Here is a 25826-nt window from a genome sequence, read left to right as displayed (position 1 = left end):
CAGCATTATGTGGGAATTAGACGACAAAAAATATTTTCTATTACTAATTGCAATTGCAGTAATTGCACTGCTCATTGTATGGGAAATACTGTGGAAAAAGAAAGTGCAAAAAACATTTGCTACAACTAAAGCACTACATGCATTAGCACCCAACAAATCAGCAAATAAACCAATTCTAAAAGCTTGTTTATATTTTGCAGCGTTGATTTGTTTAGTACTTGCTTTAGTCAATCCAAAAATCGGAACGCGCATCGTTACGGTAAAAAGACAAGGAGTAGATATTGTATTTACCTTAGATGTTTCAAAGAGTATGTTAGCGCAAGATATGGCTCCTGACCGCCTATCTAAAATGAAACAACTAACCTCTCAAATCATCAATAATTTAGGTCCTGATCGAATTGGAATCGTAGGGTATGCAGGAAGTGCTTTTCCGATGCTGCCTATTACAACCGATCATTATGCGGCAAAGATGTACTTGCAATCGATGAATACTGATATGGTTTCTTCTCAAGGAACAGCGTTAGAAGATGCTATTTACGTGGCGAGTAATTACTTTGACAACCCAAGAACAAGCAAAGTGATGATTCTAATCTCAGATGGTGAAGATCACGGAGAAAATATCGATGCAGCAATTCAAATAGCAAAAGATAAAAAGATTAAGATTATTACGATCGGAGTCGGAACAGAAAAAGGAGGACCTATCCCCATCCGCACTGCCAAAGGAATAGAATACAAAAGAGATTGGGACAATGAAATTGTAACAACCAAGTTGGATCCGACGACACTCAAACACATTGCTGATGCCACAGGCGGAAAATATTTCTATGGATCAAATACACAAGAAATCGTCGATTTAATTACCAATGAGCTGAATAAAATTGAGAAAACAGATTTTGAATCTCAACAAATCGCTGAATTTCAGTCACAGTTTCAATGGTTTTTAGGCCTTGCCTTTTTGTTTATTCTCATTGATTTGTTTATTCTTGAACGCAAAACGAGTTGGATGAAGAAGTTGAACCTCTTCAATGAAAAAGAATAATGCTTATACTTGTAAAAAAATGAAAAATATATATTTCTCCTTTCTATTGCTTTTCTTTGCTTCATTGACGTGCTTTGCTCAATCAGCAGGTCGTGCTTTGACTATAGGAAATGAAACCTATGAACACAAGCAATTTAATCAATCTGAAGCAGCCTATCGTGTTGCTTCTTCTAAAAGCGAAAAAAAAGAAACAGCAACTTATAACTTGGGCAATAGCTTACTTCGTCAAAAACAAAGTAAAGAAGCTATTTCGGCTTACACAAGAGCAACGAAAGAAGCCACAACAAAAGAAGCAAAACACCGCGCATTCCACAATTTAGGAAATGCTTATATGGCTGAAAAAAACTATAAAGCAGCAGAAGAAGCTTATAAAAATGCGCTGAGAAATAATCCAAAAGATGACGAAACTCGTTATAATTATGCTGTCGCAAAAAAACTAAACGAGGAAAATCCACAAAACGATCAAAATCAGGATCAAAACCAAGATCAGAATAAAGATAACAAGGATCAGAACCAGGACAACAAGGATCAAAATCAAGATAATCAGGATCAAAATAAAGACCAGAATCAGGATAACAAAGATCAGAATAAGGATCAAAACCAAGATCAAAACAAAGACGACAAAGGAGACAACAAAAAAGATCAAGGAGACAACCAAGAAGATAAACAAGATCAAAACTCCGATCAGAAACAACAACCTAGTCCACAACAGCAACAGAATAAAGAACAAATGCAACGTATATTAGATGCTGTTAACCGCGATGAGCAAGCAGTTCAACAACGTTTAATTGACAAGAATAAAAAAGGAGACAAAAAAGGAGAAGCACAAGGCGCTTCTACACAACGTAAAAAAGATTGGTAAGCTAAACTATGAGATCATTATACTTACATATTGTATTTTTTTGTATTCTCTTCACACAGCCGCTACTCGCTCAAGTGAGCTTTGAAGCGAGTGTGAACAAAGAACAAGTACCTTTAAACGACGTTATTCAAATTGAATTTACGATGAATAGTGATGGTGATAATTTTTCACCTCCTTCATTTGAGGCGTTTACTGTTGTAGGGGGGCCTAGTAGTTCAGTTAGTTATTCTTGGATTAACGGTAGAAAATCGTTTAAAAAGTCATATTCCTTTCTTTTGCAACCCAAACGAAAAGGAAAATTTACTATTGGAAAGGCAAGTATCCAAATTGAAGGTGAAACCCTTACTACCAATCCTATTACCATAACGGTTACAGATGCGGTAGAACGCCAAGATCCTCGTCAACGCATGAATCAAATGCAGCAGGGATCCTTAGATAAGGTACACTTAGTTGCAGAAGTATCTAAAACCAAACCTTTTATCAACGAGCCTATTAGCATTGTATATAAATTATATTTTAATGCCAATGTTGGAGGATATCGCGGCAATGAGATTCCGACATATGACAAATTTTGGACTTACAACATTGAAATGCCGCAACGCCCTGAATTAAAGCAAGGCAAATACAAAGGGGAGCTTTACAATTATGTGGTATTGAAACAAGATATCATTATGGCTCAAGAAGTGGGTAAACAAATCATCAAACCTCTATCTTTAACTGTACAGGTAGAAGTTCCCACAGGCCGTAGAGATTTCTTTGGGTTTCCTGAATACGGTTTAGTTGAAAAAGAGTATAGCTCTCAATCCATTACGATTGATGCACAAGACTTACCTCAAAAAGATAGACCTGCCGATTTTTCTGGTGGTGTAGGGGAATTTGCCTTTAAAGTAACCCCTTCAAAACAAGAACTCAAAGCAGGTGAATCGCTCAATTTAACGGTAAGTGTTTCGGGTAAAGGAAATCTAAATTTAGTTACCCTTCCTACACCTGTTGCTCATTCTGCCTTAGAAGTATACGACCCACAATATTCAGAAAAGTTAACCCCAACAGCCTCAGGATTACAGGGAAATCGCACAAATAAATACACTATTATTCCACAATATAAAGGAGAATACAACATTGATCCAATGGAGTTTTCCTATTTTGATTTAGCGTCAAAGCAATACAAAACCATCAAAACAGATACGATTAAAATCAACGTTTTAGACGGTCCAACACTACCAACAAACAAAGAAGTAGCGGGAGTAGATAGTCCTGATGACCAAGATTTTTTCCAAAAAAACAAAGCAAAATTGACCTTTGTTGAGCATCAAAAGTCTTCATATTGGAAAACTTCTTTATTCTATTTCTTGTTATTTGCACCTATTTTAGCCATGCCTTTATTCGTGTTAATTAGCCGAGCTAAAGCAGCTAGAGCCAATGATGTGGAAGGAAATCGATTGAGAAGAAATAATCGATTGGCGAAAAAATACTTGAGCGAAGCGAAAAAGCAAATGAATGACAAGGCTCTATTTTATGAGGCTTTAGAACGTTGTCTACACAACTTTTTAAAGGCAAAATTGCAAATGGAAACTAGTGAAATGAGCAATGATAATATCACCGAGATCTTACAGGAAAAAGCCATTACACCAGAAGCAATTCAATCATTTATGAGTCTTAAAAATGCTTGTGAATGGGCGCGTTATACCCCAACGGAACAAGTTAATATAGCAAAAGATTACGAAACGGCGATTGATGTTATTGATCAATTGGAAAAACAATTTAAAGCCTAATGAAAAAGTTAACTTTTTATCTTGTATTTGCTTTGTTTGGCATAGGTACTTATGCGCAAACAACGGATTGGCAAAAGACTTTTGACAAAGTAAATGAAACTTTTCAAAAGGAACACTTTAAAGAAGCTATCGAAGGTTATCTAGCACTGGCTCAATTTTACGACAACTCACCTGAGCTGTATTTTAATTTAGCCAATGCCTATTACAAAACGGGTGACTATGTTGAAGCGGTTTACTACTATGAAAAAGCCTTGCAATTAGATCCAAATATGCAAGAAGCAAAAACCAATCTCAATTTTACTAAGGAACACTTAGAAGATGACATCACCATCATTCAAGAATATGACAAGGCCGCTATTGCCCATCAAACATTGGGTAAGCTATCTGTGGATGGTTGGGCTATTCTAGCCACTTTTTCTAGTTTAGCACTACTTGCATTCTTTATTGCCTATTACCTTACCCATCGCAGTGCTGTAAAGCGAATTTTATTCGTCGCAATGTTGCTAAGTGTGGTCGTTGGTGCAGGGAGTATTTATGCAGCAGTATTTGAAGACAGCTATACTGAAACACTAGACACAGGTATTGTATTTGCAGCAAAAACAGATCTCAAAGAAGAAGCAAAAACAACCTCAACAACGATTAAAGAATTACACAAAGGCACCAAAGTTTTTATTCTTGATCGAAAAGGTTTATGGATTCAGATTCGATTAGAAAACCAGGAAACAGGTTGGATTAACAAAGATGTTATTCGCGAAATTTAAATAGATTCTGGCGTAGGTGTTTGCAAAACATCTACGCTTTTTTCAAATAGATACTTTACCATATCAAACAAACTTGGAAAAATATGTTCTGATACGAACAAGTAAACTTGGTAACTCTTCGCACTAGCTAAGGTTTCAGGGCTAACGACAATCAATCGGTTATTCACCTGATCCAATAGGGAATAGAGCAAGCTCATTACCAAAACAACCACTAATATTTGAAAAAGAGCGCCTAATATTCGATTAAAAAAACCGAGAAAAGCCGCTTCAAAAATTTTCGTTGTAAGTTGAGCAGCTAATCGCACAGCTAGAATAGCTAATACAAAAGCAATTACAAAAGACAAAACGGGCAAGAAACTAGATTCCCACCCCCATTTATGTTGTAAAAAATCTTTAACTACATTAGAAAACTTTAAAGCTCCCATTGTGCCAATCAACAGGGATAAGAAGGCAACTACAGATACAAAAAAACCGTTTTTCACCCCCTTAAACACACCAAAAATTAAAGCCAATAGGGCCAATATATCGAATATCATTCCATCTACATTTTAGAAACTACTAAATTATTATTTTTTCTATAAATCTTCGTCATAACTAAATTGTATCTTTGTTTCATTCAAACAAACAACAATATGGCAAGAGATGAACAATTAAAAAAGCGTTGGGACGATGTGGTACAAAAGATATCTACCCGCTTTGGAGACGGCGAAGTCCTTGATCTAGAATCAATCATCTATCTTATTGGTGTTCAAGAACTAGGTAAAATTAAAAAACGATATAAAAAAGACGATAAAGTTAATTTGATGCATATCGCTATATGCCGCCTACTTGAGCCCTACGGATACTATGAATTTGATCGCTACGACGACGACGGTTGGCCACACTATACGGTAAAAGAACAACTACCCGCATTAAGAGCAGGTGAACAAAGTGTCTTGATGAAAGAAGCAATTGTCCATTACTTCTTAGAGCGAAAATATATTGACTAAAACCTGGATAAATAAAAAATTTAGCATGCTTTAAATTTTATGTCTAAATGAAAAGCAGTAAATTTGCCTTTTACTTTACTTAAAATGATAGATAAAATAAAAGAATACATCGGAGAGGCAGAACATTTCCAAACCGATAACAAAGAACAACTAGAAGCTTTTAGAATTAAATTCCTTTCTAAAAAGGGAATCTTAAACGAGTTATTTGCTTATTTTAAAACCGTTCCTAATGATCAGAAAAAGGAATTCGGTCAGGCGATTAATACGTTAAAAAGCGCCATTGAAACTAAAGTAAAAACCATCCAAGAGGAAATAGAATCTAAGAATGTACAAGGGTTATATGGCGATTTAACGCGTCCTGGTTACCCTACACTTATCGGATCTAGACATCCTATTTCACTTGTAAAAAATCAAATTGTTGATATTTTTAACAGCATTGGTTTTACTATTTCTGAAGGACCGGAGATTGAAGACGATTGGCACAACTTCTCTGCATTGAACTTCCCTGACTATCACCCAGCACGTGATATGCAAGATTCGTTCTTTGTTCAGTCAAATCCTCAACACTTATTGCGTACTCATACCTCATCGGTGCAGGCACGTTATATGGAGGATCACAAACCGCCTTTGCGTACAATTTCTCCAGGACGTGTATTTAGAAATGAAGACATCTCATCTCGTTCACACTGTATTTTCCACCAAGTAGAAGGTTTATACATTGATAAAGATGTGTCTTTTGCAGACTTAAAACAAACGTTGCTATACTTTACCAAAGAAATGTTTGGCAAGTCTAAAATTCGTCTACGCCCTTCTTATTTCCCATTTACAGAACCAAGTGCTGAAGTAGATATTTATTGGGGATTAAAAACAGAAGTAGATTATAGAATTACAAAAGGAACAGGTTGGTTAGAAATCATGGGATGTGGTATGGTTGATCCAAATGTATTGACCAACTGTAACATCGATGCTAATGAATACAGTGGATTTGCCTTTGGTATGGGTATCGAGCGTATCGCTATGTTATTATACCAAATCAGCGATATCCGCATGTTCTATGAAAACGATGTTCGCTTCTTAGAGCAATTTAAAGTAAACTTTTAATCGCATTTTTCTATTATACAAAAGCCCGATACAATGTATCGGGCTTTTTTTTGGATTGAACAGGTTATAAACTAAATTCAGTATTCAACCCAAGTATTAAACTAACTTTAAAAATCTTTCTTAAATCCAATCATCACACCATCTTTGAAGAATTGACTTCCCTGATACGCACGGACATAGTCTAAGCGAAACCCTTTCATACTGCCAAAACCAATGTTAGACAATCCGACTGTAAATTCTTGGTATGCTTTTGTATCTGACATTGCTGCATTGTGATAACCAGCAACAACATTCCATCCCGTCCATTTCAACAAAGGCAGACGATTCATAATGAATCCTTTGAAATTATACTCTAAATGAGTTTCTACAAAAGATTTGTTTGTACTTAAACTGTAATACGGCAACAGGTTAAACGAACTCATTCGATCATTCTCTATATTCAAGTGCGTTTGGTTTCCTGTAAAGTGTTTGCGATCCACATAGGAAATACCATCAGCATTGAAGAAGTGACCTGCTTTCAGGTTGTATGAAAACTCTCCTTTATTTTGAAAGGAAATATCTTGTTGAACACCAGCTGTTACCAAATCATAATTATAACGACTTAAATTTCCGGCAAAGGCTTTCTCATAGTCGACTTTAATTTTCGGATATTTGGTATTAGGAATATACCAGCGTCCTTCTGGATAAGAAGCATAGGTCATTCCGAGGTTGATTGTTGCTCCAATTCTAAATTTGTACAAATGTTGTAATTCGATAGGCGCGCTCCAATCGTTTAAAGGCGCTGTGGGATCATTTGAGGTATACGCTCTACTTCCGGTATAAAAAGATCCATTTGCGTTGTTAAACAGCGGTTTTCTCTGTTCATAGCCTATTTCAGTAGACAAGGAGATCGCTTCTTCTGCAAATTTCCCTTTATATCCTGCATAGAACTCTTCCTTGTTATAGTATTTGGCAAAATTCTTTCTAAAAAGCAAGGAGAAAGCACTGTTGAGTAGCTCACTAATATTATCTTGGTGAAATTGCTCAATTTTTGTTCCTCCTTTTACATATATTCTCGATTTATGCACGTCATTCATCTGATGACTAATCGTTCCATATGCTCTAAGGCGCTCTGACGCAAAACCATAATCAAAATCAACTGCCGCACGCGTATAAGATTGTTTATCTTTCGCATATAGTTTAGCTGATAAACCTGTACCCATATAAAATCCTTGAACCGTATTAAATCCTATTCTGTCCAAATCTATTAGTCCATCATAGTTTAAAGTAAAACGCTCGTTTTTGCTTCTATAATTATATCCAAAGAGAGGAGAGGAAACTCTAAAGCGATTATACACCATTCGAATACTGTCTCTATACTCTGGTGAATCTTTGCGTGCTCGAATACTATCCTTAAATTGATAATCTCTTACTTCTTCAGTAGAGAGAGGATACAAACGATGATTACTCCAAAAATCATCCTCTTTTTTATTAGCATCTTTGGCAAAAGACAGAACCTCCTTACCAAAATCTGCCCGTGTAAAATTTGGATTGAAGTTGTAGTTATTAAATACACTTAGGAAAACACCTTGTCCTTTAAAGCCAAATAGGGCAATCATCATATCTAAGGTTTGTGAACGCTTCACCCAGGTGCGATTTCCATCATTATAGAAAAAATTTTGACTAACTGTTATCGATTCAATAAAAGGCTGTTGTAAACTCACCCCTGTAACTGTTAGATCAACACCATATAAAGCAGCAGATTGGTCAACAATGTAAATATCCCCATAAAAAACAGGTTGATTCTTTACCTTAGGTGTTACTTTAATCTTGTTAATCAAAACACCATTGTCTTTAAATGTTGCTTCAAGACTATACTTATAAAAGGCGAATGCTTGATTGGATAAGGGAGAAACCATTTGCATGTCGAAATCAGCAATTTTTAGCTGATTCTCATAAAAGTCATAGAAAGACTCATCAGCCGTATTGAAACTATAACCGTTGTTACTTCCACTTACCTTAGAAGCTACAATGTGTTCTTTGAGTTGGTTGGGTTTTTGGTATTTTAATTGAGATACCGTTTCTGATAAATACAAAATTCCTTGTCCAAGTGAATCAATACCCACAACCTTACTGTCGTTTACTGAAATTTTATCTTGTGCAAATTTGGGAATCTTTAAGCTCTTGATCATTCCTTTCGAGTAAAAGTCTGCTGAGAAAGAGGCCAAACCTTTGGTGTTAATTTCTTTATTAGCAATTGCTCTTCGAATAATCTCATCTGCAGGGTTTTTCCCTACTTTAATCACGATATCGTCGAGTTGAAACTCTTCTTCTTGTAATACAATATCAATGTTCAATGGTTTTTCAAGGTACTGAATAGTTTTGCGCTCAGTTTTATAGCCTAAAAATTGAAAAACAAAAGTCAAATTCCCTTCTGATTTAGGTTTAATTTCGAATAACCCTTTGTCATTGCTAATTGCACCTTGTTGAGTTTGTTCTAGGATGATTGTAGCATAACTAATTGGTTTTCCTTCATGATCGACGATTGTACCCGATACTTGAGCAAAAGAGAATATGGATAAAAAAAACGAAAATAAGGTGAATAACTGTTTCATACGTTATTTTTTGGTTGATATAGCATAAGACGCAGCTCTTTGTTTTATGTTACACTTTTACAAAATGCGATATTTATATTCCTTTTCTTTCTACATAAAAAAAACAACCGAATTGGTTGCTTTTGTTTTCTTTTATCCAATAAGAGTAAGCTGTTTCTTTTGTTGCTCTAAATCTTTTTCTATTAGAGGAACAACAATCACTTTTAAAACATACACATACAAAATAATTGCTGTGACAAAAAAGGCTTGCAGCACCAGCAAAATAGTACTCGTTCTAGCAAGTAAAAAACTGTGAAACACAAGAGTAAACATCAAATAGTATGGCCAAATTTCCAGACTATACAAGACAGAATCAAGTAGCCATTGTGTCTGACTCTCTTTTTTTCGCTTGATTTTTTTTCGTATCAATTGAATAAATTGAACAACCAATAATCCCATAAATACACCTTTAATTATCTCATTAGCATAAAGAGCATAGGTATCACTTAGGTATTGAAAAAGGATGTAAATCACTAAAAATAAAGCAGTTGAGATTAAAATCTTGGGAATAGTAAAAAAGTCAAGCAACAAGTGAAAGCTTTTTTTATAGTAGGCACTACTCAATTTATTTACTTTTTGCTCTACGACATCGCTAAAACCGAATATTCCAAATTTTTTAAAAGCGCAATCTAAGGCTACTTCAAAAGACAAAGCAGGAGCTTCTTTCCATTGTGCTTCAATATCATTAGCTAAGTGATCCACTAGTTCGAGTTGTACGTCGTAAAATTCAACATAGTGTTTACAAACAAAGCGATGCAACTGTTCTATTTCTGATTGTATGATCTTTCTTTCCATTGATTGCGTATTAAATAGTTTTCCATTTGATTTGATATACTTTTTCCTTTTGGTAATCTATTCGCCATTGGATCATGTAGAATAACATTACCAATCCGATGAATAAATAGGTATAAAAAAACAGTTCTCCTCCTGATATAAACTTCAGTTGACTCAACAACGGCATTATAACAAATATACTTTGTACCCATCCTAATCGCTTAAACTCCACCCTCAAAAAAGTACCCGTTGCCGTGTGCAAAGGCACTTCTTTAACTAAGCTGCGATTGTTGACATACAAAATTCCCATCCCTACATATAAAGCAAGTAGAGTTCCCAATCCACAAACTATATCTTCCTCCCTATTGATCCATCGATAAAACAAACTCCCAACGAGTAATGTAGTTAGTGCACCAAATAAACAGGCTTTGGCTCCGCGTTTCAAGCGTTCTTTAGTCCATTGATTCGCAACAAAACGAGGAATGCCTCTAAAAAAACCTTTTGCAGGTTTCAGCAGTACATCCCATTTTGCAAAAACAAGGACAAAGGCTTCCTCATAACTTTTTCCCTGCTGCAATTCTACTTCAATATCCGTAGCGATATGATCCATGACTTCTGCCTGAAGATCGATATAATACAAGCGGTACTGTTCAATTAAAAATTGGTTAATATGCTGAAGTTGATGGGATGTTAATGTTTGCATTGTACTCTATTTAATTAAATCATTTGTATTTTGCTTGCTTTGTTATAGTATAACACCTTAAAAGCAAAGAATACATTTACAATCAAGATATGTATCGCCAAAACGAAAAAACTATACGAAGACAAGCTAAAAAATTGCTCAAAATCTCTTCTGATGAACAACATAGCTAAAGTCAATACAACAATATTGGGCAACATCGTATTTCCCAAGGCATTGGTATAAAAAGTCATCGCATAATTTTTTTGCTTGTGAAAGCGCTTTTGTATAAGTATTGAAAAAACAAAACCCAACAGCACACAACCCAAACTCAACCATGGATTAGGTTCTATAGTTACAATTCCAAAATTTCCAAGAGACCAACTAATCAAGAAAAGTAGGACAAACCCGAGATAAACCATCCAATCTTTCGCATACATTTGCTTAACAACACAAGTTGGAACTCCCGTTTTTCCTAAAACCGGTTTTAATTCAAAATGCCATTTGCCTAACACAAATTTACTCGCTTCCTGATACGACACTCCTTCCTGTATACACACCTCTATTTCGCAGGCGATGTGATCTAGTATTTCCATTCGAAAATCTTCGTGGTGTAAATTATAGTGTTCCATCAAAAAACGCTCTATTGTTTGCAGCTGTTGTGTTGTTAAATGCTTCATTTCTTGGTTTTATTTTGCAATTTTAAATTGTTGATGTTTACAATATTTCCAAAACCTAAATAAGAGAATAGAACTGAATATAAAGTAATACATCACTAATAAATTAATTTCCGAAGTACGAACTTCTATGTTGCATAGTACGGCCAAAAGAGGGGAGAATGCTAAAGCTATTCCTGCATTAAGTAAGCTAATTCCAGCTTTTTTTCTCAAAAAATCAAAGCGATACTCTTGAAGTCCTTTAGACTCTTTGTAGATGATGCCAACACCAATCGCTTGTAGTACAAACAAAGAAATCATGAGTAGTAAGCTATTCAACTCCCAATACAAAATGGCAAAAAACAGAGGTACAGCAAGGAGCATAGCGACGAAGATTGAAATTATTTCCACCTTTTTATACTCTGTTCCTATTTGATTTAAAACAAAATGAGGAATCCCTTTATACCATCCTTTCTCATTGGAGATCAGTCGTACATTCCACTTTCTAAAAACTAAGATGGTTGCTTCTTCATAGCTTTCGCCTTGATTCATCAGGTCTTCTATTTCACAAGCAATATGATCCAAAAGCTCCTCGCGGATCTCATCGTATTTTAAATCGTACTTGTTCAATAGTCGCTCTTGAATAGGCTGCAATTGTTCTTGGGTCAATGTTATCATATCCGTTTTTTATTCTTACTTTAGGTTAGAAAACGACCTTACGTCAATTTTAAATTGACGATATTTTGCATATTTCGAATGAAATTTTCGAGTTCTTCCATCTTATTTGTGGTTTCTTCCACACCGCGTTCTGTCAGTTTGTAATATTTTCTCACTCTTCCATCTACGCGTTCCATATCCACATCTAAAAAACCTTCTGCTTCCAATTTATGCAAGGCAGGATAGAGTGCTCCCTCGGTTAAACTCATCTCTCCTGTGGTAATTTCTTTTACCTTTTGAGTAATTTCATACCCATACATACGACCATTTTCGGCCAATAGCTTCATAATAATCGTGTTCAAACTTCCTTTGTATAACTGTTGTTGCTTTGCCATATATAAGATTCTTAGGTATACAAATATAGTATTTTTTTAATACATAGGAATATTAGGTATTATTTTTTTAGTTAATCTGAGTTCTAAAACTTCCTTTTACTCAATGGGTTTTGTATTTTTGCTGCCTTAAACAGAACTAAACGATGTCAAGATTCAACAATTTAACGGTAAAAGAGATTCGAAGAGAAACTCCACATGCGGTATCTATCGTATTGGACGTTCCGGCTTCCTTACAACAAGAGTATACCTTTGTTGCTGGTCAGTATCTCAATATTAGCTACACGCACAACGACAAAGAGATTAGACGAGCGTATTCGATCTGTTCTACGCCACAAAGTGGAGAAATTCGCATTGTTGTTAAGAAAGTAGAACAGGGTGTATTTTCGACATATGCCAATGAAGAGTTGAAGGTTGGAGATCAATTAGCAGTAGAAGCACCTGAAGGGCGTTTTACTTTTACACCAGATGCAGAAGCGGCCAATAACTATGCAGCCTTTGCTGCAGGTAGTGGTATTACACCTGTGATGTCGATCTTACAAAGTGTGTTGACCGAAGAACCCAACAGTACATTTGTTCTTGTTTATGGAAATAAAACCGCAGAGGAGACCATCTTTCACACGCAATTACACCAATTACAAGAGCAATATCCTACGCGTTTATACGTGCATTTCGTGTATTCTCAAATGCGAGAAAGCGATTCTCTTTTTGGACGTATTGACAAAGCGGCGATCAACTTTGTGGTGAACAACAAGCACCAAGATAAAAGTTTCTCTACCTACTTTTTGTGTGGGCCTGAAGCCATGATTGATGTAGTAAGCGAAACACTTCAAAGCAAAGGCATAGAAAAAGACAATATTCTTTTCGAAATCTTTACACCCAATACTGATGGAAATAACCCTGTAGAAGCACAAGGAGGTAGCACAAAAGTAACGGTGATTGTTGATGATGAAGAATCTACTTTTGAAATGCCTAAGAGCCAAGCGCTGTTAACGGGTGTTTTAGAAGCAGGCATAGATGCTCCATATTCTTGTCAAGGGGGTATTTGTAGTTCTTGTATGTGTAGAATTACCAAAGGTTCTGCAACGATGAAACGCAATAGTATTCTGACCGATGACGAAGTTGCTGAAGGATTGATTTTATCGTGTCAAGCGATTGTTACTTCAGATGAGATTCACATCAATTACGATGATATATAAAACAGAATAGGCTACCTTAGGGTAGCCTATTTTATTATTATTTTTCCTTAAAATAAGGATACACTTTTTCATTTTTACATCTCAAAGTTTTTTACAAAATTATCTTTTTGCTTTAAAATATAAATATACTTTCTCAATAGAACCTGGACGTGAATAATGTGACATTCGATCTTCAATACGCAAGTAATCACCTTGAAAACCAATTTCTAAATTACCTCTAAACTCCCAATTTTCATCGCTATCATAATACTGACGTACTCCATTTTTATCATAATAAAAATTTCCATTGAAGTACATATTTGTTCTCAATATTCCGTTTTCAATCAACTTATTTTTCACTAAGATAATACTCCCAAATCCTTCCGAACAACGTTTATTTGTTCTAATATATTCTAGGCGCTCAAAATTGTTTTCATTATCAAATGTAGGCACTAAAATATCGTCTTTAACACAAGAAGTACCATCAGGAGGAAGTAAGCTTGTTTTATATCCTTCAATTTTAATACCAGCATAAAAATAAGTTGATTTTTCTAATTGAGTTAAATCAGTTAGTGGTATATATTTAGCAGAGAAAATAGGATCATAGGAACTCTCATCATCTGAAGAACACGAGGATAAGAAAATCACACTCACCAAGATACATGCCCAGAATTTATTAATTATATTCATAATAACATCTTTTATATTTAACATAAATTTAAACAAAAAAAGCATAGAAAAAAATTCTATGCTTTTTTTTTACAATTAATCACAACACTAAACGTACTAGTTTATCTTTGATCTGCTCAAATCCAAAGGATTGATATACAGTATTAAATTCTTTTTTTATTTCTTCATTCATCAAATTCCCAATACTTCCTTGATGGGTGTGATGTACATTTTTATCTGGTTGATAGGTACCTCCTTCAATAGCTAAACCGATTTGTTTATAAGCCTCCCTAAAGGGTATTCCTTCTAAAACTAAGGCATTCACGACCTCAACACTAAACAAATAATCGTATTTAGGATCGTTTAAAATAGCTGTATTGACCTCAATGTTGTTCAACATCAATTGCGTCATTACTAAACACTCCTTTAACGATGTAAAAGCAGGAAATAAATTTTCTTTAAGCAATTGCAAATCTCTGTGATAACCGGCAGGTAGATTGGTAGTCATTAGGGCAATTTCATTGGGTAGTGCTTGTATTTTATTGCAACGCGAACGAATAAGCTCTAATACATCCGGATTTTTTTTGTGTGGCATGATACTCGATCCAGTAGTTAAATGGTCGGGAAAGTGAATAAAGTTGTAATTCTGACTCATGTACAAGCAACAATCCATCGCCCATTTTCCTAAAGTAGCGGCAATCGAACTAATTCCTTGAGCTAATAAACGCTCGCTCTTTCCTCTTCCCATTTGTGCATAAACCACGTTGTAGTTCATGCATTGAAACCCAAGAAGATCGGTTGTAAGTTGACGATCTAAAGGAAAGGAAGAACCATATCCCGCTGCCGAACCTAGGGGATTTTTGTTCACCACTTTCCAAGCAGCTAGCATCATTTCTAAATCATCAACCAAGCTCTCCGCATAAGCACCAAACCAAAGCCCAAATGACGAGGGCATGGCCACTTGCAAATGCGTATATCCAGGCATTAAAATAGTTTTATGTTGATTACTCAACTGCTGAAATGTTTCAAAAACGGCTTGTACTTGTTGAACAACTTCTTCTATTTCATGTCTAAAATACAGTTTTAAATCAACTAAAACCTGATCATTTCTCGAACGTCCAGCGTGAATTTTTTTTCCTGCTTCTCCAATTCTTCTCGTTAATAACAGCTCTATTTGCGAGTGAATATCTTCTACTTCTTCTTCGATTTGAAATTGTCCGTTGATAATTTCGCCGTAGATTGTCTTTAATTCTTTTTGAATTACCGCTAATTCATCCGTTGTCAACAGGCCAATCTGCTGTAACATTTGGGTGTGAGCTAAAGAGCCTAGCACATCAAAAGGGGCTAAGTTCATATCCATTGCTCTATCTTGACCGACAGTGAAAGCATCAACGGCTTGATCAACTGTCGTATTTTTTTGCCATAGTTTCATTTTACTTCACTATTTGATTCAACATATCGATATAAAGGGCAATTCCTTCTTCAATTTCATGCACATAAATAAATTCATCCGCTGTATGAGATCGCGCAGAATCACCAGGACCACATTTTAGCGAAGGAATATCTAATAATGCTTGATCGCTTGTAGTTGGTGATCCATACGTCATTCGTCCTAATTGTATACCTGCGAGAACAATCGGGTGTTCTTTGGAAATAGACGAAGGTTTTAAACGAGTAGAACGCGCTTTGACTTCACACCCTACTTCTTGTCTAATGATATTCAGTACTTCTTCATTGGTATAGGCATCTGTAACGCGAATATCCACGACAAAATCACAGGTTGACGGTACGACATTGTGTTGTGATCCAGCCTGAATCATCGTCACGCTCATTTTTATTGGACCAAATTCATCAGATACTTTTGGGAACTGATAGGTTGTAAACCACTCGATATCGCTTATTGCTTTCAAAATAGCGTTATCTCCTTCATTTCTAGCTGCATGTCCTGAACGACCATGGGCGGTACAATCGAGTACCATCAATCCTCGTTCAGCCACTGCAAGATGCATTTGTGTAGGTTCGCCTACTATTGCGAAAGCTAATTCTCCTAATTTGGGAATCACGTATTCTAAACCATTTGTTCCTGATATTTCTTCTTCCGCTGTCGCTGCAATACAAAAATTATATTTCAAGTCCTTTTCTTTATGGAAGTACAGAAAAGTAGCCAAAAGAGAAACTAAGCATCCTCCTGCATCATTACTTCCCAACCCAAACAATTTTCCTTCCTCAATTGCAGGAGCAAAAGGATTTCGTGTATAATCCTTATTCGGACGAACGGTATCATGGTGCGAATTCAACAAAATGGTTGGTTTATTTGAATCATAATACTGATTAAAAGCCCATACATTGTTTAATTCGCGATGAATAACCACGTCATTTTGCTGTAAAAACTTAGCGATTAATTCTGCTGTACCCTCTTCTTCTTTACTAAATGAGGGTGTTGCGATTAATTCTTGTAATAGTTGTATTGCGGCTGTAGTTATTTCTGTTTTCATCTCTTTATGTTGTGGTTAACGGCTAATACAAGTACCGGCCTTTTCATCTAATAGGTCATTTGCTTGTTTAATGTAGACTTGTGCTACCTTTTGTTCAACAGCGTTTAAGGCATTGACAATTTTGGGAACCATCCCCGCTGCAATGATTCCCTCTTCCTTTAACTGTTTAAAGTTAATTGCATTAAGGTTGGAAATTACAGAGTTTTCATCTTGTACATCGCGCAATACTCCTTTGCGTTCAAAGCAATAAACAAGATCTACATGATAGTGTGTTGTCAAGGCGATGGCCAGGTTTGAAGCAATTGTATCGGCATTCGTATTCAATAACTGTCCTTCTTTATCAGCTGTTATAGCAGAAAATACAGGACAGAGTCCCAAGTTTAGTATTTGCTGTAAACGCGTTGTATTGACATCCTGAGGTGTGCAATCTCCGACGAACCCGTAATCTACCGTTGACACGGGACGTTTTGTACTTGTAATCAGTTGCCCATCAGCACCAGAAACACCTAAAGCATCACATTTTCTATTCTGCAATTGTGCAACGATTTGTTTGTTGATTAATCCAGCATAAACCATAACAGTAACAGGCAACATGGCTTGCGTAGTAATTCTTCGTCCCTCCACCATATCAGTAGACACCCCTAGTTGATCAGCCAATTTTGTAGCCAATTTTCCTCCTCCATGCACTAAAATTTTAGGTGCCTCTACTTGTGAAAATGCATCAAGAAAATCGCTTAATGCTTTTTCGTCATCAACAATATTTCCACCTATTTTGATTACTGTTAGTTTTTGCATCTTTATTTATTTTTCAACATTTCTTGTAAAACCGCTTGAGCAGCCCATACTCTATTACTCGCTTGTTCAATTACAATAGCATGCTCACTATCTAACACTTCTGAAGCAATAACAACATCTCGTCTTACAGGTAAACAGTGCATGACTTTCGCGTTGTTTGTTTCTTTTAATTTTTCTAAAGTCAACATCCACGATGGGTCAGTACTTAAAATTTCTCCATAGTGTTCGTAACTTGACCAATTCTTTACATATATAAAGTCAGCTCCTTCTAACGCTTCTTTTTGATCTGTAGTTGTTGTAGCGCCAGATGTGAATTCTTCTGCCAATGCATAGCCCTCAGGATGCGCAATGACAAAATCGATCCATCCGAGTTGTTCAGCTTTAATCATCCATTCTGCAAATGAATTGGGTACAGCTTGAGGCAAGGCTTTCACATGAGGGGCCCAAGTCAATACTACTTTGGGTTTCTTCCCTTGTGGGACGTATTCTTTTTTGCTTTGCTCATAAGTATAATTGCCCTTTTCAATAATTGTCATCAAATCAGTAAAGCTTTGTAAGGGATGTCTAGTTGCACTCTCTAAGCTCACAACAGGTTTTCCGCAATATTGGGCAAACTTGTGAAACAACTCTTCACTGTAGTCTTCCTCTGCATTTTTTAAATTGGGAAAAGAACGCAAACCTAAAATATCGCAATACTCTCCCATTACAGCAGCAGCTTCTTTGATATGTTCTGCCGTATCGCCATCCATCACTACTCCATCTTTCGTTTCTAGTGCCCATCCGTCAGAAGTCATATTCATAATCATCACATCCATACCCAAATTCAAAGCTGCTTTTTGTGTACTCATACGCGTACGCAAACTCGGATTTAAAAACACTAAGCCTATCACTTTATGTTTTCCTAGTTGTTCTTCTTGAAAAGGATTTGCCTTACACGCTAAAGCTGTTTGTACTGCTTCAGCTAAGGAAGGAATATCGTGTACTGAAAAAAACTGTTTCATTGGTTCTTGTATTAGTATTGTTGTAATCTCTTGTTGAATTTTTCTAAAAATAGATCGACCTCTTGCTGCTTGATATTCAACGCAGGCAGTAAACGAATAACATTAGGGCTAGCATTACCTGTAAATATGAAATCTTTAAACAACAAGTCATTGCGCACTCCCTTTAATTCAACAGGCAAGTCGATTCCAATCATTAGACCTTTTCCTCTTACTTCTTGAATTTTGTTGAATTTTTTTAATTCTTCCATCAAATATGCCCCAGTTTTTTGCGCTTGCTCCAACAATTGCTCTTGTTGTATCACTTCGAGTACAGCAACTGCAGCTGCACAGGCTAAGTGATTCCCGCCAAATGTCGTTCCCAATTGTCCATGCCAGGGTGTAAATTTGGGAGATAAAGCAACCGCTCCAATAGGGAATCCATTTCCCATTCCCTTTGCCATGGTGTAAATATCCGCTTGAACTCCACCATCGTTAACTGCATAAAAAGAACCTGTTCTCCCGTATCCACACTGAATTTCATCAGCAATAAAAACAGCGCCATATTGTGTTGTAAGCGTTCTTATTTTTTGCAGAAAAGAAGGCGTTGCCACTTGAATTCCACCAACTCCTTGGATTCCTTCAATAATTACTGCCGTTACTTCCTCTCCATATGCCTGAAAGGCTTGTTCCAAAGCATTTTCATCGTTAAAGGGCAAAAAAACAACGTGATCTGTTTGATTAACTGCTGCGACAATTTTAGGATTATCTGTTGCAGCAACCGCTAACGAAGTTCTTCCGTGAAAAGCTTGAGAAAAGGCAATTACCTTTTTTCTTCCATTGTGAAAAGATGCTAATTTGAGTGCATTCTCATTTGCCTCCGCTCCAGAGTTACACAAAAACAACTGATAGTCGTTTATTCCAGCAACTTCTCCTAACAAGGTTGCCACTTGTTGTTGTAGGGGAATCTCTATAGAATTGGAGTAAAACCCGATTTGATCCAATTGTTTTTTGACACGATCAACATAATGCGGATGAGTATGTCCGATAGAAATAACGGCATGTCCGCCATATAAATCTAAATACGTTTGTCCGTTTTTATCGAAAACATAGCTTCCCTGTCCTTTTACTATTTCAATTGGGTTTAAAGGATATACATCGTATAATTTCATCATAATTTTATCGAATTTAGAAAGCAGAAGCCTTCAAGTTTAATCCCATTTTTTCGTCTAATCCAAAAAGGAGATTCATATTTTGAACCGCTTGTCCGGCAGCCCCTTTCAATAGGTTATCAATAGCACAAGTAATCAATACGTCCTCTTGATTTTTTGTAATTGAAATCAAACATTTATTGGTGTTTATTACTTGCTTGAGGTGAATGTCTGTTGTGCTAACATGAGTAAAAGGATGTTCTTCGTAATACTGTTTGTACAGCATTTGTAGTTCTTCCAGATCCTTTGTCGATTCTAAAACTATACTCGCAAAAATCCCCCTAGCAAAATCTCCTCTTTCGGGAATAAACTTGATTTTAGGGGTATTTATTGGTTGCAACTGCATCAAGCTTTCGCCTATTTCCCCCAAATGTTGATGATTAAATGCTTTATAAACGGATAGATTATTCGCACGCCAACTAAAATGAGAAGTCGAAGCTAAACTTTGTCCTGCTCCCGTTGATCCTGTAACTGCTTGAACATAAATAGAATCTGGCAAGAGTTGCTGAGCAGCTAAAGGCAACAAAGCCAATTGAATAGCTGTAGCAAAACAACCAGGATTTGCGATAAACTGCGCTGTTTTTATTTTTTCTTTATTCAATTCCGGCAATCCGTAAATAAAGGAATTCTCCTCTGTTTTTAATCGGAAATCCTGACTCAAATCAACAATTTTCACAGCTGATCCAAAGAAATTCTCTTGCAAAAATACGCGGCTATCTCCATGTCCTAAACACAGAAAAACAACATCTATATTCGCATTCAATGTGTTGGTAAACAACAGCTCAGTATCGCCAAACAAATCACTGTGTACGCTATACACAGGTTGGTTAGCATGGCTATTTGAATGTACGAATACGAGCTCTACTTGCGGATGCCACAACAGCAATCGAAGCAATTCTCCTCCTGTATATCCAGCACCACCAACAATACCAACTTTAATTTTACTAAGACTCATCTTTTGGGGTATTTACTTTGTGCCAAATCATCACTTGGTTACCAAATATTTTAGAAAATCCTTTAACATCTTCTCCTGTCCACATGTTGTTCATCTCTCCATAACTACCAAAATCATTTGACATTAGATCGTTTTCAGATTCAATTCCTTGAATGGTAAAACGGTGTGGATGAAGGGTGATCCATACTTTTCCGTTTACTGTTTTTTGGGTGTTGGTCAGAAAAGCTTCGATATCGCGCATGATGGGATCGTGAAATTGTCCTTCATGCAGATAGTTCCCATAAAAAGCGCTCAATTGCTCTTTCCAACTCAATTGCCATTTGGTAAGGGTATGTTTTTCTAAGGTGTGATGTGCCTTAACTAAGATCAGTGGAGCCGCAGCTTCAAACCCCACTCTTCCTTTGATACCAATAATAGTATCTCCAACGTGGATATCTCTTCCTATCCCAAAAGGTTGTGCTATTTCTTGTAGTTGTTGGATGACTTCAGTAGGGTTCATTTGACGGCCATTTAATGCTACAGGCTCTCCGTGCTCAAACACAATTTCAACAACCTCTTCGGCTGTCTTGGTCACTGGAGTTGGCCAAGCTTCTTCTGGTAAATATAGATTAGAAGTTAACGTTTCTTTTCCTCCCACTGAAGTTCCCCACAATCCTTTATTAATCGAATATTTTGCTTTTTCTGCGTTTATTTTAACTCCGTGTTGTTCCAAATAGGCAATTTCTTCTTCTCTGCTCAATTTCAAATCTCGAATAGGAGTAATGATCTCAATTTCAGGAAGTAAAATATTAAAAATCATATCAAAACGCACTTGATCATTTCCTGCTCCTGTACTTCCGTGAGCTACAGCTGTAGCTTGAATTTGTTTGGCATAATTGGCAATAGCTGTAGCTTGACAAACGCGTTCAGCACTTACTGACAAAGGGTAGGTTGCATTTTTCAATACGTTGCCAAAAATCAAGTATTTCACACAATCGTTATAGTATGCTTCTGTTTCATCAATTGTCGTATGAGAAGTTACACCTAAATTGTACGCTTTGAGTTCAATTTCTTTTAATTCTTCTGGAGAAAAACCTCCTGTGTTCACAACAACAGAGTGCACTTCATATCCCAACTCTTCTTTTAAATAGATGACGCAAAAGCTTGTATCTAATCCGCCACTAAAGGCTAAAACTATTTTTTTGTTCATTTTGTTTCTTGTTAAATTTAAAATAGATGCGTTTTCTTTACCGTTTGTTTTAGCTTCATTTGCAGTCTCTTGAGTAAAGAATATTTTTTCTGCATTTCTTTTAAGCGTTCTTTGGCTTTGGTTTTTTGATCGATTTTTGATCGGAGTTCTCTTTCTTTTTCAATAGGATCCCACAACATAGAAGTGCAGAGGCAGTTTTTTCGTTCCTTGCTTTGTAGGATGGAAAAATTGACACAACTTTCACATCCTTTCCAAAAAGATTCATCCTGCGTCAGTTCAGAATAGGGAACCGGTTCATACCCCAAATCTGAATTGATTTTCATCACGGCTAAACCTGTGGTGAGTCCAAATATTTTCGCTTGCGGATATTTGGTTCTCGACAATTCGAAGATTCTCTTTTTAATGGTCTTAGCCAAGCCTTCCTTTCTGAATACGGGATTGACAATCAGTCCTGAATTGGCAACATACTCCCCGTGGCTCCAGGTTTCTATATAACAGAATCCTGCCCAAGTTCCGTCGCGGTGCAAAGCAATTACGGCTTTGCCTTCCAGCATTTTGTTTGCCACATATTCGGGTTTTCTCCTTGCAATTCCCGTACCACGAGCTTGAGCAGAAAGTGCCATTTCATCGCAAATTTGTGCGGCATAACCAACGTGTGTTTCATTCGCTGGTATAACAATAAACTGATTTGAATTCATCTCAAAAACAGATAGTTAGAATCCAACAGAGTGTATGGTTCAATCGGCTTAAACGCACGAATTTCCCCTTTCAATCTCGTTGAAATACATTAAAAAATGGATAGATTTATTGGATTGGGAAACAAAAGTTCCCCAGAAAAAGAATGCTTAACGAATTAAGCCCGCGACCGCGAAGACCGCGATGTAGATAACAAGAAAACAGCAGCAGTAGCTGAGGCTATGCTGTTCGTTTTAAAAGTAATATGTGATACTGTTTTCTTCATTTCTTGTGTATACCTCGATGGGTCGGTACAAAGTTTTCTAATAATAATTTTAATATGCAAGTATTTTTATAAAAAATAACACTAATTAACCAATTAGCTAAAAAACAACAACTTACACCATCCGAACAATCGTATTAGTACTCTTTTTTTCTAATTAGAATCACTTAAGGCAAAAATTAGGCCAAAAAAAAGAGGCTACTTCAGATAGTAACCTCTTCCTCTTCATTTGTTTTTTGTTTCACTTACTTTGCAACAGTGATTGTTTTGTAGGTGTAACTATACGTTGACCCTACAATTGTTCTATCGTTTTTAAAATAAGCCTTTGCCTTTGTTGGATATCCTTCTGCATTATATTCCAATTCTCTTAGCCAAACTTCTCCGCGATCATCTGTATACGACGTTATATTATTCGTTCCTATCTTCAACACAGTCAATCCGTAAGTATATTCAAAATCATCATACGATAAATTCATAGACATATGCGTATAAGGATTCTTCTTATCGTCATAAGAAAACACATGGAATTCATTATCTGCTGCTGCGCGAGCGATATTTCCACGACTATCATACTCATAAGTATAATTTAGTACATGTCCACTATCATCAAGTATTTTTAAAGTAGCTACTTGATTCTTTGCATTATACTGAAAAAATTTCGTTTCACCATCAACCGATTCAACGGTTTTTATTAATTGTCCCTCACCATTGTACTCCATTTTTTCATCATACCACGCCTCTCCATTTTGTGTATCTACTGTATAAAGTCTTGTGATTTGATCCTTGTCATTATAAGTTACTGTTGCTCTTGTTGTATAATGCGACTCTTCAGTAAAGGGAATTTCATCTAACTGATCAACATCTATCGTGCCAATTCTCCCCTTTTCATCATAATTGAAAACATAGTTCGTTATGCTAAATAACTCAGAACCGATCACCCCACCTTCCTCATTGTATTTGGAATCATATATTTTCTCTTCTACTTTATCCAGTACCCATAAAGTTATTGTCTCTCCTGGATTTTCTCCTCCTGGATTTTCTCCTCCTGGGTTTTCTCCTCCTGGGTTTTCTCCTCCTGGGTTTTCCTCTTTTACTGAATTATCATCTGATGTACAACTAAAAGCTAGACAAGCAATAAGGCAAATTCCAACCGTTTTAAAAATCTTTTTCATATTGTTTTAAATTAATTTTTTTACAAAATTAGCTCTTTTTCACACTTCACTATCACCCATTTGTTATTTTTATATAAAAAAGAAAAGAAATATCTACTTTATTAGTATAAAACACAATGAATAGAAATTAGGTTTAAAAACAGAACAAAAACTACTAATTCATTACAAAAAAAAGAATCAATTAGAGCGAAAACAAGGCCTTTTTCAAGATATTATTTCACTAGTTGAAGAAAAAAAAGGAGATGCTCTCTAGAACATCTCCTTTTCCTCTATATCTTCAAAAGCTATAATTTAATAGCTCAACAAGCTTTTTACTTCATAGTTTTTCAACTTCTCTCTTCCGTGTAAGAAAGACAGTTCCATCAAAAAGTTTACTTGTACGATTTCACCTCCTAAGCGTTCAACCAATTTACAAACGGCTTCAGCTGTTCCTCCCGTTGCTAGAACATCGTCGTGAATCAATACTTTTTCTCCGGGTTTAATCGCGTCTGCATGGATTTCTAATACATCCGTACCATATTCGAGTTGATACTCTTGAGAAAGGGTTGTAAAAGGCAATTTACCTGGTTTTCGCACGGGTACAAACCCTGCTCCTAATTCTTTGGCCAATAAGGTAGCAAAGAAGAATCCGCGGCTTTCCATTCCTACCACGCGATCAACTTTTTTATCACCAACCAAAGCCAATAATTGCTGACTGGCAACTTCCATTGCTGCAGCATCATTTAAAAGGGGAGTAATATCCTTAAAACCAACACCTTCTTTTGGAAAGTCTTGAATATCTCTGATATAATCTTCTATCTTCATAATATCCTCTATTCGATCGTAAACCGATTCTATTTTTTATTTTTTTGTGCTACTTCAACCACTTTACTACACACGGTATGAGGTGCAATTGTACGCATGGCGTCTTCATATCCCTCTACCTTTTTATTTCCGTAAACGGATGTTGGCAATAGAGGATATTGTGCACGATCTGCAGTTAAACAATACTCCATAGGTTGATTAAATGGTGTAAAGCCTGCAAAAGGATGTGTTGCACCCCACAAAGTTACAACTTTTACCCCTAACATAGCTGCGATGTGTGCGTTTCCAGAATCCATAGACAACATCACGTCTAAATGTTGAATTAGATTCATCTCTACATCTAATTTTACTTTACCAGCCATCACGATAACATTGTCATTATCGCGTTTTAACTGATTCAATAAAGCGATTTCTTTTTCACCTCCTCCAAAAAGAAAGATCAGATTATTTTCTTGTTCTGCTAGTTCATCCACTACATTTTGCATCAAATCAAGGGGATAGACTTTACTATCGTATTGTGCAAAAGGCGCGATACCAATCCATGTTTTGTCTTGATCTTTATTGTACAGTGCTAACTCAGCTGACAACGGTGGAATTGTAGGAAAGACAGGATTAGATAGATCGACTGAAATTCCAAGTTTTTTCAGTGTTTGCACGTGATTCTCAACCATAGTTTGTACGGGTTGAAACACCTTATTTTCTGCACGAGTTAGTTCTTTTTTAGCTGTTCTTCCTTTATCTAACGCGGCTGTTGGTATGCCCGAAAGCTTAAACAAGCTACGCACAATTTGCGCGCGTAACACATTGTGAAAATCAGCAAAATAATCCGGTTTTAATCGCTTAATATCTTTGTACAAGCGAATTAATCCCAAAAATCCTTTGTGCTTTTTCTTGACATCTACTGCGTAAAAATCAACCCGGTTAATTCCTTTAAAAAAAGGTTTAAAAAAGGGGCGTGAAACTACTGTTACACGAAGGTTGGGATGTTGCTCAACTAATGCTCGAATAACAGGCACAGTCATGGCTACGTCTCCCATAGCGGATAGTCTAAAAATGACAATATGTTGTAAACCTTTCACTAAAAACTGTATTTATCTTGAACAAGAAA

Annotated in this window: 26 protein-coding genes; 7 read left to right on the top strand and 19 right to left on the bottom strand. The window is 36.2% G+C overall.

Annotated elements, in window-relative coordinates:
• The first annotated feature begins 7 nt into the window (after nucleotides 1–7).
• Genes H4K33_RS08230 through H4K33_RS08215 form a run of 4 tightly spaced genes read left to right on the top strand, consistent with a single transcriptional unit; the run spans nucleotide 8 to nucleotide 4434 of the window.
• The gene (locus H4K33_RS08230; protein WP_182647980.1) at nucleotides 8–1039 is read left to right on the top strand and encodes a VWA domain-containing protein; all 1032 of its coding nucleotides are present in this window, start codon (nucleotides 8–10) and stop codon (nucleotides 1037–1039) included.
• 19 nt (nucleotides 1040–1058) lie between these two features.
• Complete coding sequence (locus tag H4K33_RS08225) at nucleotides 1059–1901, top strand: tetratricopeptide repeat protein (RefSeq protein ID WP_255493617.1); 843 nt, start codon at nucleotides 1059–1061, stop codon at nucleotides 1899–1901.
• Nucleotides 1902–1909: 8 nt separating this feature from the next.
• A complete protein-coding gene (locus H4K33_RS08220; RefSeq protein WP_182647978.1) occupies nucleotides 1910–3673 on the top strand; it encodes a BatD family protein in 1764 nt (587 codons plus the stop codon).
• On the top strand, nucleotides 3673–4434 hold the full coding sequence (locus H4K33_RS08215) for a tetratricopeptide repeat protein (RefSeq protein WP_182647977.1): 762 nt from the start codon (nucleotides 3673–3675) through the stop codon (nucleotides 4432–4434). The genes H4K33_RS08220 and H4K33_RS08215 overlap by 1 nt, the downstream gene beginning before the upstream one ends.
• Here the strand turns inward: H4K33_RS08215 and H4K33_RS08210 are convergent.
• A complete protein-coding gene (locus tag H4K33_RS08210) occupies nucleotides 4431–4970 on the bottom strand; it encodes a CvpA family protein (RefSeq protein WP_182647976.1) in 540 nt (179 codons plus the stop codon). The two genes, H4K33_RS08215 and H4K33_RS08210, sit on opposite strands and share 4 nt — an antisense overlap.
• A 96-nt stretch (nucleotides 4971–5066) precedes the next feature.
• Between H4K33_RS08210 and H4K33_RS08205 the strand changes: the two genes are divergently transcribed.
• Both H4K33_RS08205 and pheS read left to right on the top strand, forming a co-directional pair.
• Nucleotides 5067–5423 carry a hypothetical protein gene (locus H4K33_RS08205; RefSeq protein ID WP_182647975.1) on the top strand — a complete coding sequence of 119 codons (357 nt, stop codon included), beginning with the start codon at nucleotides 5067–5069 and terminating at the stop codon, nucleotides 5421–5423.
• Between the two features lie 84 nt (nucleotides 5424–5507).
• Nucleotides 5508–6524 carry a phenylalanine--tRNA ligase subunit alpha gene (pheS, locus tag H4K33_RS08200; protein WP_182647974.1) on the top strand — a complete coding sequence of 339 codons (1017 nt, stop codon included), beginning with the start codon at nucleotides 5508–5510 and terminating at the stop codon, nucleotides 6522–6524.
• A 107-nt stretch (nucleotides 6525–6631) separates the two neighbouring features.
• On the opposite strand, the gene H4K33_RS08195 is transcribed toward pheS, so the two are convergent.
• From H4K33_RS08195 to H4K33_RS08170, 6 genes are all read right to left on the bottom strand, one after another.
• Entirely contained in the window at nucleotides 6632–9118 is a 2487-nt protein-coding gene (locus H4K33_RS08195; RefSeq protein ID WP_182647973.1) for a DUF5686 and carboxypeptidase regulatory-like domain-containing protein, read from the bottom strand.
• A gap of 132 nt (nucleotides 9119–9250) precedes the next feature.
• Nucleotides 9251–9952: a hypothetical protein gene (locus H4K33_RS08190; protein ID WP_182647972.1), complete on the bottom strand. Its 702-nt coding sequence runs from the start codon at nucleotides 9950–9952 to the stop codon at nucleotides 9251–9253.
• Nucleotides 9953–9962: 10 nt separating this feature from the next.
• Entirely contained in the window at nucleotides 9963–10634 is a 672-nt protein-coding gene (locus tag H4K33_RS08185) for a hypothetical protein (RefSeq protein WP_182647971.1), read from the bottom strand.
• A 14-nt stretch (nucleotides 10635–10648) separates the two neighbouring features.
• Complete coding sequence (locus H4K33_RS08180; RefSeq protein WP_182647970.1) at nucleotides 10649–11290, bottom strand: hypothetical protein; 642 nt, start codon at nucleotides 11288–11290, stop codon at nucleotides 10649–10651.
• A gap of 9 nt (nucleotides 11291–11299) precedes the next feature.
• A complete protein-coding gene (locus H4K33_RS08175) occupies nucleotides 11300–11944 on the bottom strand; it encodes a hypothetical protein (protein ID WP_182647969.1) in 645 nt (214 codons plus the stop codon).
• Nucleotides 11945–11982: 38 nt separating this feature from the next.
• Entirely contained in the window at nucleotides 11983–12318 is a 336-nt protein-coding gene (locus tag H4K33_RS08170) for a PadR family transcriptional regulator (protein ID WP_182647968.1), read from the bottom strand.
• Between the two features lie 143 nt (nucleotides 12319–12461).
• On the opposite strand from H4K33_RS08170, the gene H4K33_RS08165 reads away from it, so the two are divergent.
• On the top strand, nucleotides 12462–13514 hold the full coding sequence (locus H4K33_RS08165; RefSeq protein WP_182647967.1) for a ferredoxin--NADP reductase: 1053 nt from the start codon (nucleotides 12462–12464) through the stop codon (nucleotides 13512–13514).
• A 99-nt stretch (nucleotides 13515–13613) separates the two neighbouring features.
• On the opposite strand, the gene H4K33_RS08160 is transcribed toward H4K33_RS08165, so the two are convergent.
• From H4K33_RS08160 to H4K33_RS08105, 12 genes are all read right to left on the bottom strand, one after another.
• Complete coding sequence (locus tag H4K33_RS08160; RefSeq protein ID WP_182647966.1) at nucleotides 13614–14183, bottom strand: hypothetical protein; 570 nt, start codon at nucleotides 14181–14183, stop codon at nucleotides 13614–13616.
• Between the two features lie 79 nt (nucleotides 14184–14262).
• The gene (argH, locus tag H4K33_RS08155) at nucleotides 14263–15594 is read right to left on the bottom strand and encodes an argininosuccinate lyase (protein ID WP_182647965.1); all 1332 of its coding nucleotides are present in this window, start codon (nucleotides 15592–15594) and stop codon (nucleotides 14263–14265) included.
• 1 nt (nucleotide 15595) lies between these two features.
• Nucleotides 15596–16657, bottom strand: coding sequence for a M20 family metallo-hydrolase (locus H4K33_RS08150; protein WP_182647964.1), 1062 nt, complete (start codon nucleotides 16655–16657; stop codon nucleotides 15596–15598).
• 15 nt (nucleotides 16658–16672) lie between these two features.
• Entirely contained in the window at nucleotides 16673–17452 is a 780-nt protein-coding gene (gene argB / locus H4K33_RS08145; RefSeq protein WP_182647963.1) for an acetylglutamate kinase, read from the bottom strand.
• 2 nt (nucleotides 17453–17454) lie between these two features.
• Nucleotides 17455–18453, bottom strand: a complete 999-nt coding sequence (locus H4K33_RS08140) for an acetylornithine carbamoyltransferase (RefSeq protein ID WP_182647962.1) — start codon at nucleotides 18451–18453, stop codon at nucleotides 17455–17457.
• A gap of 11 nt (nucleotides 18454–18464) precedes the next feature.
• Nucleotides 18465–19604, bottom strand: coding sequence for an aspartate aminotransferase family protein (locus H4K33_RS08135; protein ID WP_182647961.1), 1140 nt, complete (start codon nucleotides 19602–19604; stop codon nucleotides 18465–18467).
• A 13-nt stretch (nucleotides 19605–19617) separates the two neighbouring features.
• Nucleotides 19618–20595, bottom strand: coding sequence for an N-acetyl-gamma-glutamyl-phosphate reductase (gene argC / locus H4K33_RS08130; RefSeq protein ID WP_182647960.1), 978 nt, complete (start codon nucleotides 20593–20595; stop codon nucleotides 19618–19620).
• Nucleotides 20585–21784: an argininosuccinate synthase gene (gene argG, locus H4K33_RS08125; protein ID WP_182647959.1), complete on the bottom strand. Its 1200-nt coding sequence runs from the start codon at nucleotides 21782–21784 to the stop codon at nucleotides 20585–20587. The genes argC and argG overlap by 11 nt, the downstream gene beginning before the upstream one ends.
• A 17-nt stretch (nucleotides 21785–21801) precedes the next feature.
• Nucleotides 21802–22482 (bottom strand): GNAT family N-acetyltransferase, encoded by a 681-nt coding sequence (locus H4K33_RS08120; RefSeq protein WP_182647958.1) that lies wholly within the window; start codon nucleotides 22480–22482, stop codon nucleotides 21802–21804.
• Between the two features lie 505 nt (nucleotides 22483–22987).
• Nucleotides 22988–23914, bottom strand: a complete 927-nt coding sequence (locus H4K33_RS08115; RefSeq protein WP_182648012.1) for a hypothetical protein — start codon at nucleotides 23912–23914, stop codon at nucleotides 22988–22990.
• A gap of 291 nt (nucleotides 23915–24205) precedes the next feature.
• On the bottom strand, nucleotides 24206–24718 hold the full coding sequence (locus tag H4K33_RS08110; protein WP_182647957.1) for an adenine phosphoribosyltransferase: 513 nt from the start codon (nucleotides 24716–24718) through the stop codon (nucleotides 24206–24208).
• A 29-nt stretch (nucleotides 24719–24747) separates the two neighbouring features.
• Nucleotides 24748–25797: a glycosyltransferase family 9 protein gene (locus H4K33_RS08105; protein ID WP_182647956.1), complete on the bottom strand. Its 1050-nt coding sequence runs from the start codon at nucleotides 25795–25797 to the stop codon at nucleotides 24748–24750.
• Nucleotides 25798–25826 lie beyond the last annotated feature (29 nt).

Origin of the sequence: Myroides sp. WP-1, from assembly GCF_014145635.1 — a bacterium.
Classification (GTDB): Bacteria; Bacteroidota; Bacteroidia; order Flavobacteriales; family Flavobacteriaceae; genus Flavobacterium.
This window is presented reverse-complemented; position numbering and strand designations above follow the sequence as displayed.

Bases quoted from the DNA above. Each gene is read 5' to 3' on its own strand.
- H4K33_RS08205 (WP_182647975.1), top strand. From the start codon at position 5,067: ATGGCAAGAGATGAACAATTAAAAAAGCGTTGGGACGATGTGGTACAA.
- H4K33_RS08215 (WP_182647977.1), top strand. From the start codon at position 3,673: ATGAAAAAGTTAACTTTTTATCTTGTATTTGCTTTGTTTGGCATAGGT.
- argB (WP_182647963.1), bottom strand. From the start codon at position 17,452: ATGCAAAAACTAACAGTAATCAAAATAGGTGGAAATATTGTTGATGAC.
- H4K33_RS08220 (WP_182647978.1), top strand. From the start codon at position 1,910: ATGAGATCATTATACTTACATATTGTATTTTTTTGTATTCTCTTCACA.
- pheS (WP_182647974.1), top strand. From the start codon at position 5,508: ATGATAGATAAAATAAAAGAATACATCGGAGAGGCAGAACATTTCCAA.
- H4K33_RS08190 (WP_182647972.1), bottom strand. From the start codon at position 9,952: ATGGAAAGAAAGATCATACAATCAGAAATAGAACAGTTGCATCGCTTT.
- H4K33_RS08135 (WP_182647961.1), bottom strand. From the start codon at position 19,604: ATGATGAAATTATACGATGTATATCCTTTAAACCCAATTGAAATAGTA.
- H4K33_RS08160 (WP_182647966.1), bottom strand. From the start codon at position 14,183: ATGAATATAATTAATAAATTCTGGGCATGTATCTTGGTGAGTGTGATT.
- H4K33_RS08175 (WP_182647969.1), bottom strand. From the start codon at position 11,944: ATGATAACATTGACCCAAGAACAATTGCAGCCTATTCAAGAGCGACTA.
- H4K33_RS08170 (WP_182647968.1), bottom strand. From the start codon at position 12,318: ATGGCAAAGCAACAACAGTTATACAAAGGAAGTTTGAACACGATTATT.
- H4K33_RS08225 (WP_255493617.1), top strand. From the start codon at position 1,059: ATGAAAAATATATATTTCTCCTTTCTATTGCTTTTCTTTGCTTCATTG.
- H4K33_RS08115 (WP_182648012.1), bottom strand. From the start codon at position 23,914: ATGAAAAAGATTTTTAAAACGGTTGGAATTTGCCTTATTGCTTGTCTA.
- H4K33_RS08120 (WP_182647958.1), bottom strand. From the start codon at position 22,482: ATGAATTCAAATCAGTTTATTGTTATACCAGCGAATGAAACACACGTT.
- H4K33_RS08165 (WP_182647967.1), top strand. From the start codon at position 12,462: ATGTCAAGATTCAACAATTTAACGGTAAAAGAGATTCGAAGAGAAACT.
- H4K33_RS08180 (WP_182647970.1), bottom strand. From the start codon at position 11,290: ATGAAGCATTTAACAACACAACAGCTGCAAACAATAGAGCGTTTTTTG.
- argH (WP_182647965.1), bottom strand. From the start codon at position 15,594: ATGAAACTATGGCAAAAAAATACGACAGTTGATCAAGCCGTTGATGCT.
- argG (WP_182647959.1), bottom strand. From the start codon at position 21,784: ATGAACAAAAAAATAGTTTTAGCCTTTAGTGGCGGATTAGATACAAGC.
- H4K33_RS08185 (WP_182647971.1), bottom strand. From the start codon at position 10,634: ATGCAAACATTAACATCCCATCAACTTCAGCATATTAACCAATTTTTA.
- H4K33_RS08195 (WP_182647973.1), bottom strand. From the start codon at position 9,118: ATGAAACAGTTATTCACCTTATTTTCGTTTTTTTTATCCATATTCTCT.
- H4K33_RS08210 (WP_182647976.1), bottom strand. From the start codon at position 4,970: ATGATATTCGATATATTGGCCCTATTGGCTTTAATTTTTGGTGTGTTT.
- H4K33_RS08110 (WP_182647957.1), bottom strand. From the start codon at position 24,718: ATGAAGATAGAAGATTATATCAGAGATATTCAAGACTTTCCAAAAGAA.
- H4K33_RS08140 (WP_182647962.1), bottom strand. From the start codon at position 18,453: ATGAAACAGTTTTTTTCAGTACACGATATTCCTTCCTTAGCTGAAGCA.
- H4K33_RS08230 (WP_182647980.1), top strand. From the start codon at position 8: ATGTGGGAATTAGACGACAAAAAATATTTTCTATTACTAATTGCAATT.
- argC (WP_182647960.1), bottom strand. From the start codon at position 20,595: ATGAGTCTTAGTAAAATTAAAGTTGGTATTGTTGGTGGTGCTGGATAT.
- H4K33_RS08150 (WP_182647964.1), bottom strand. From the start codon at position 16,657: ATGAAAACAGAAATAACTACAGCCGCAATACAACTATTACAAGAATTA.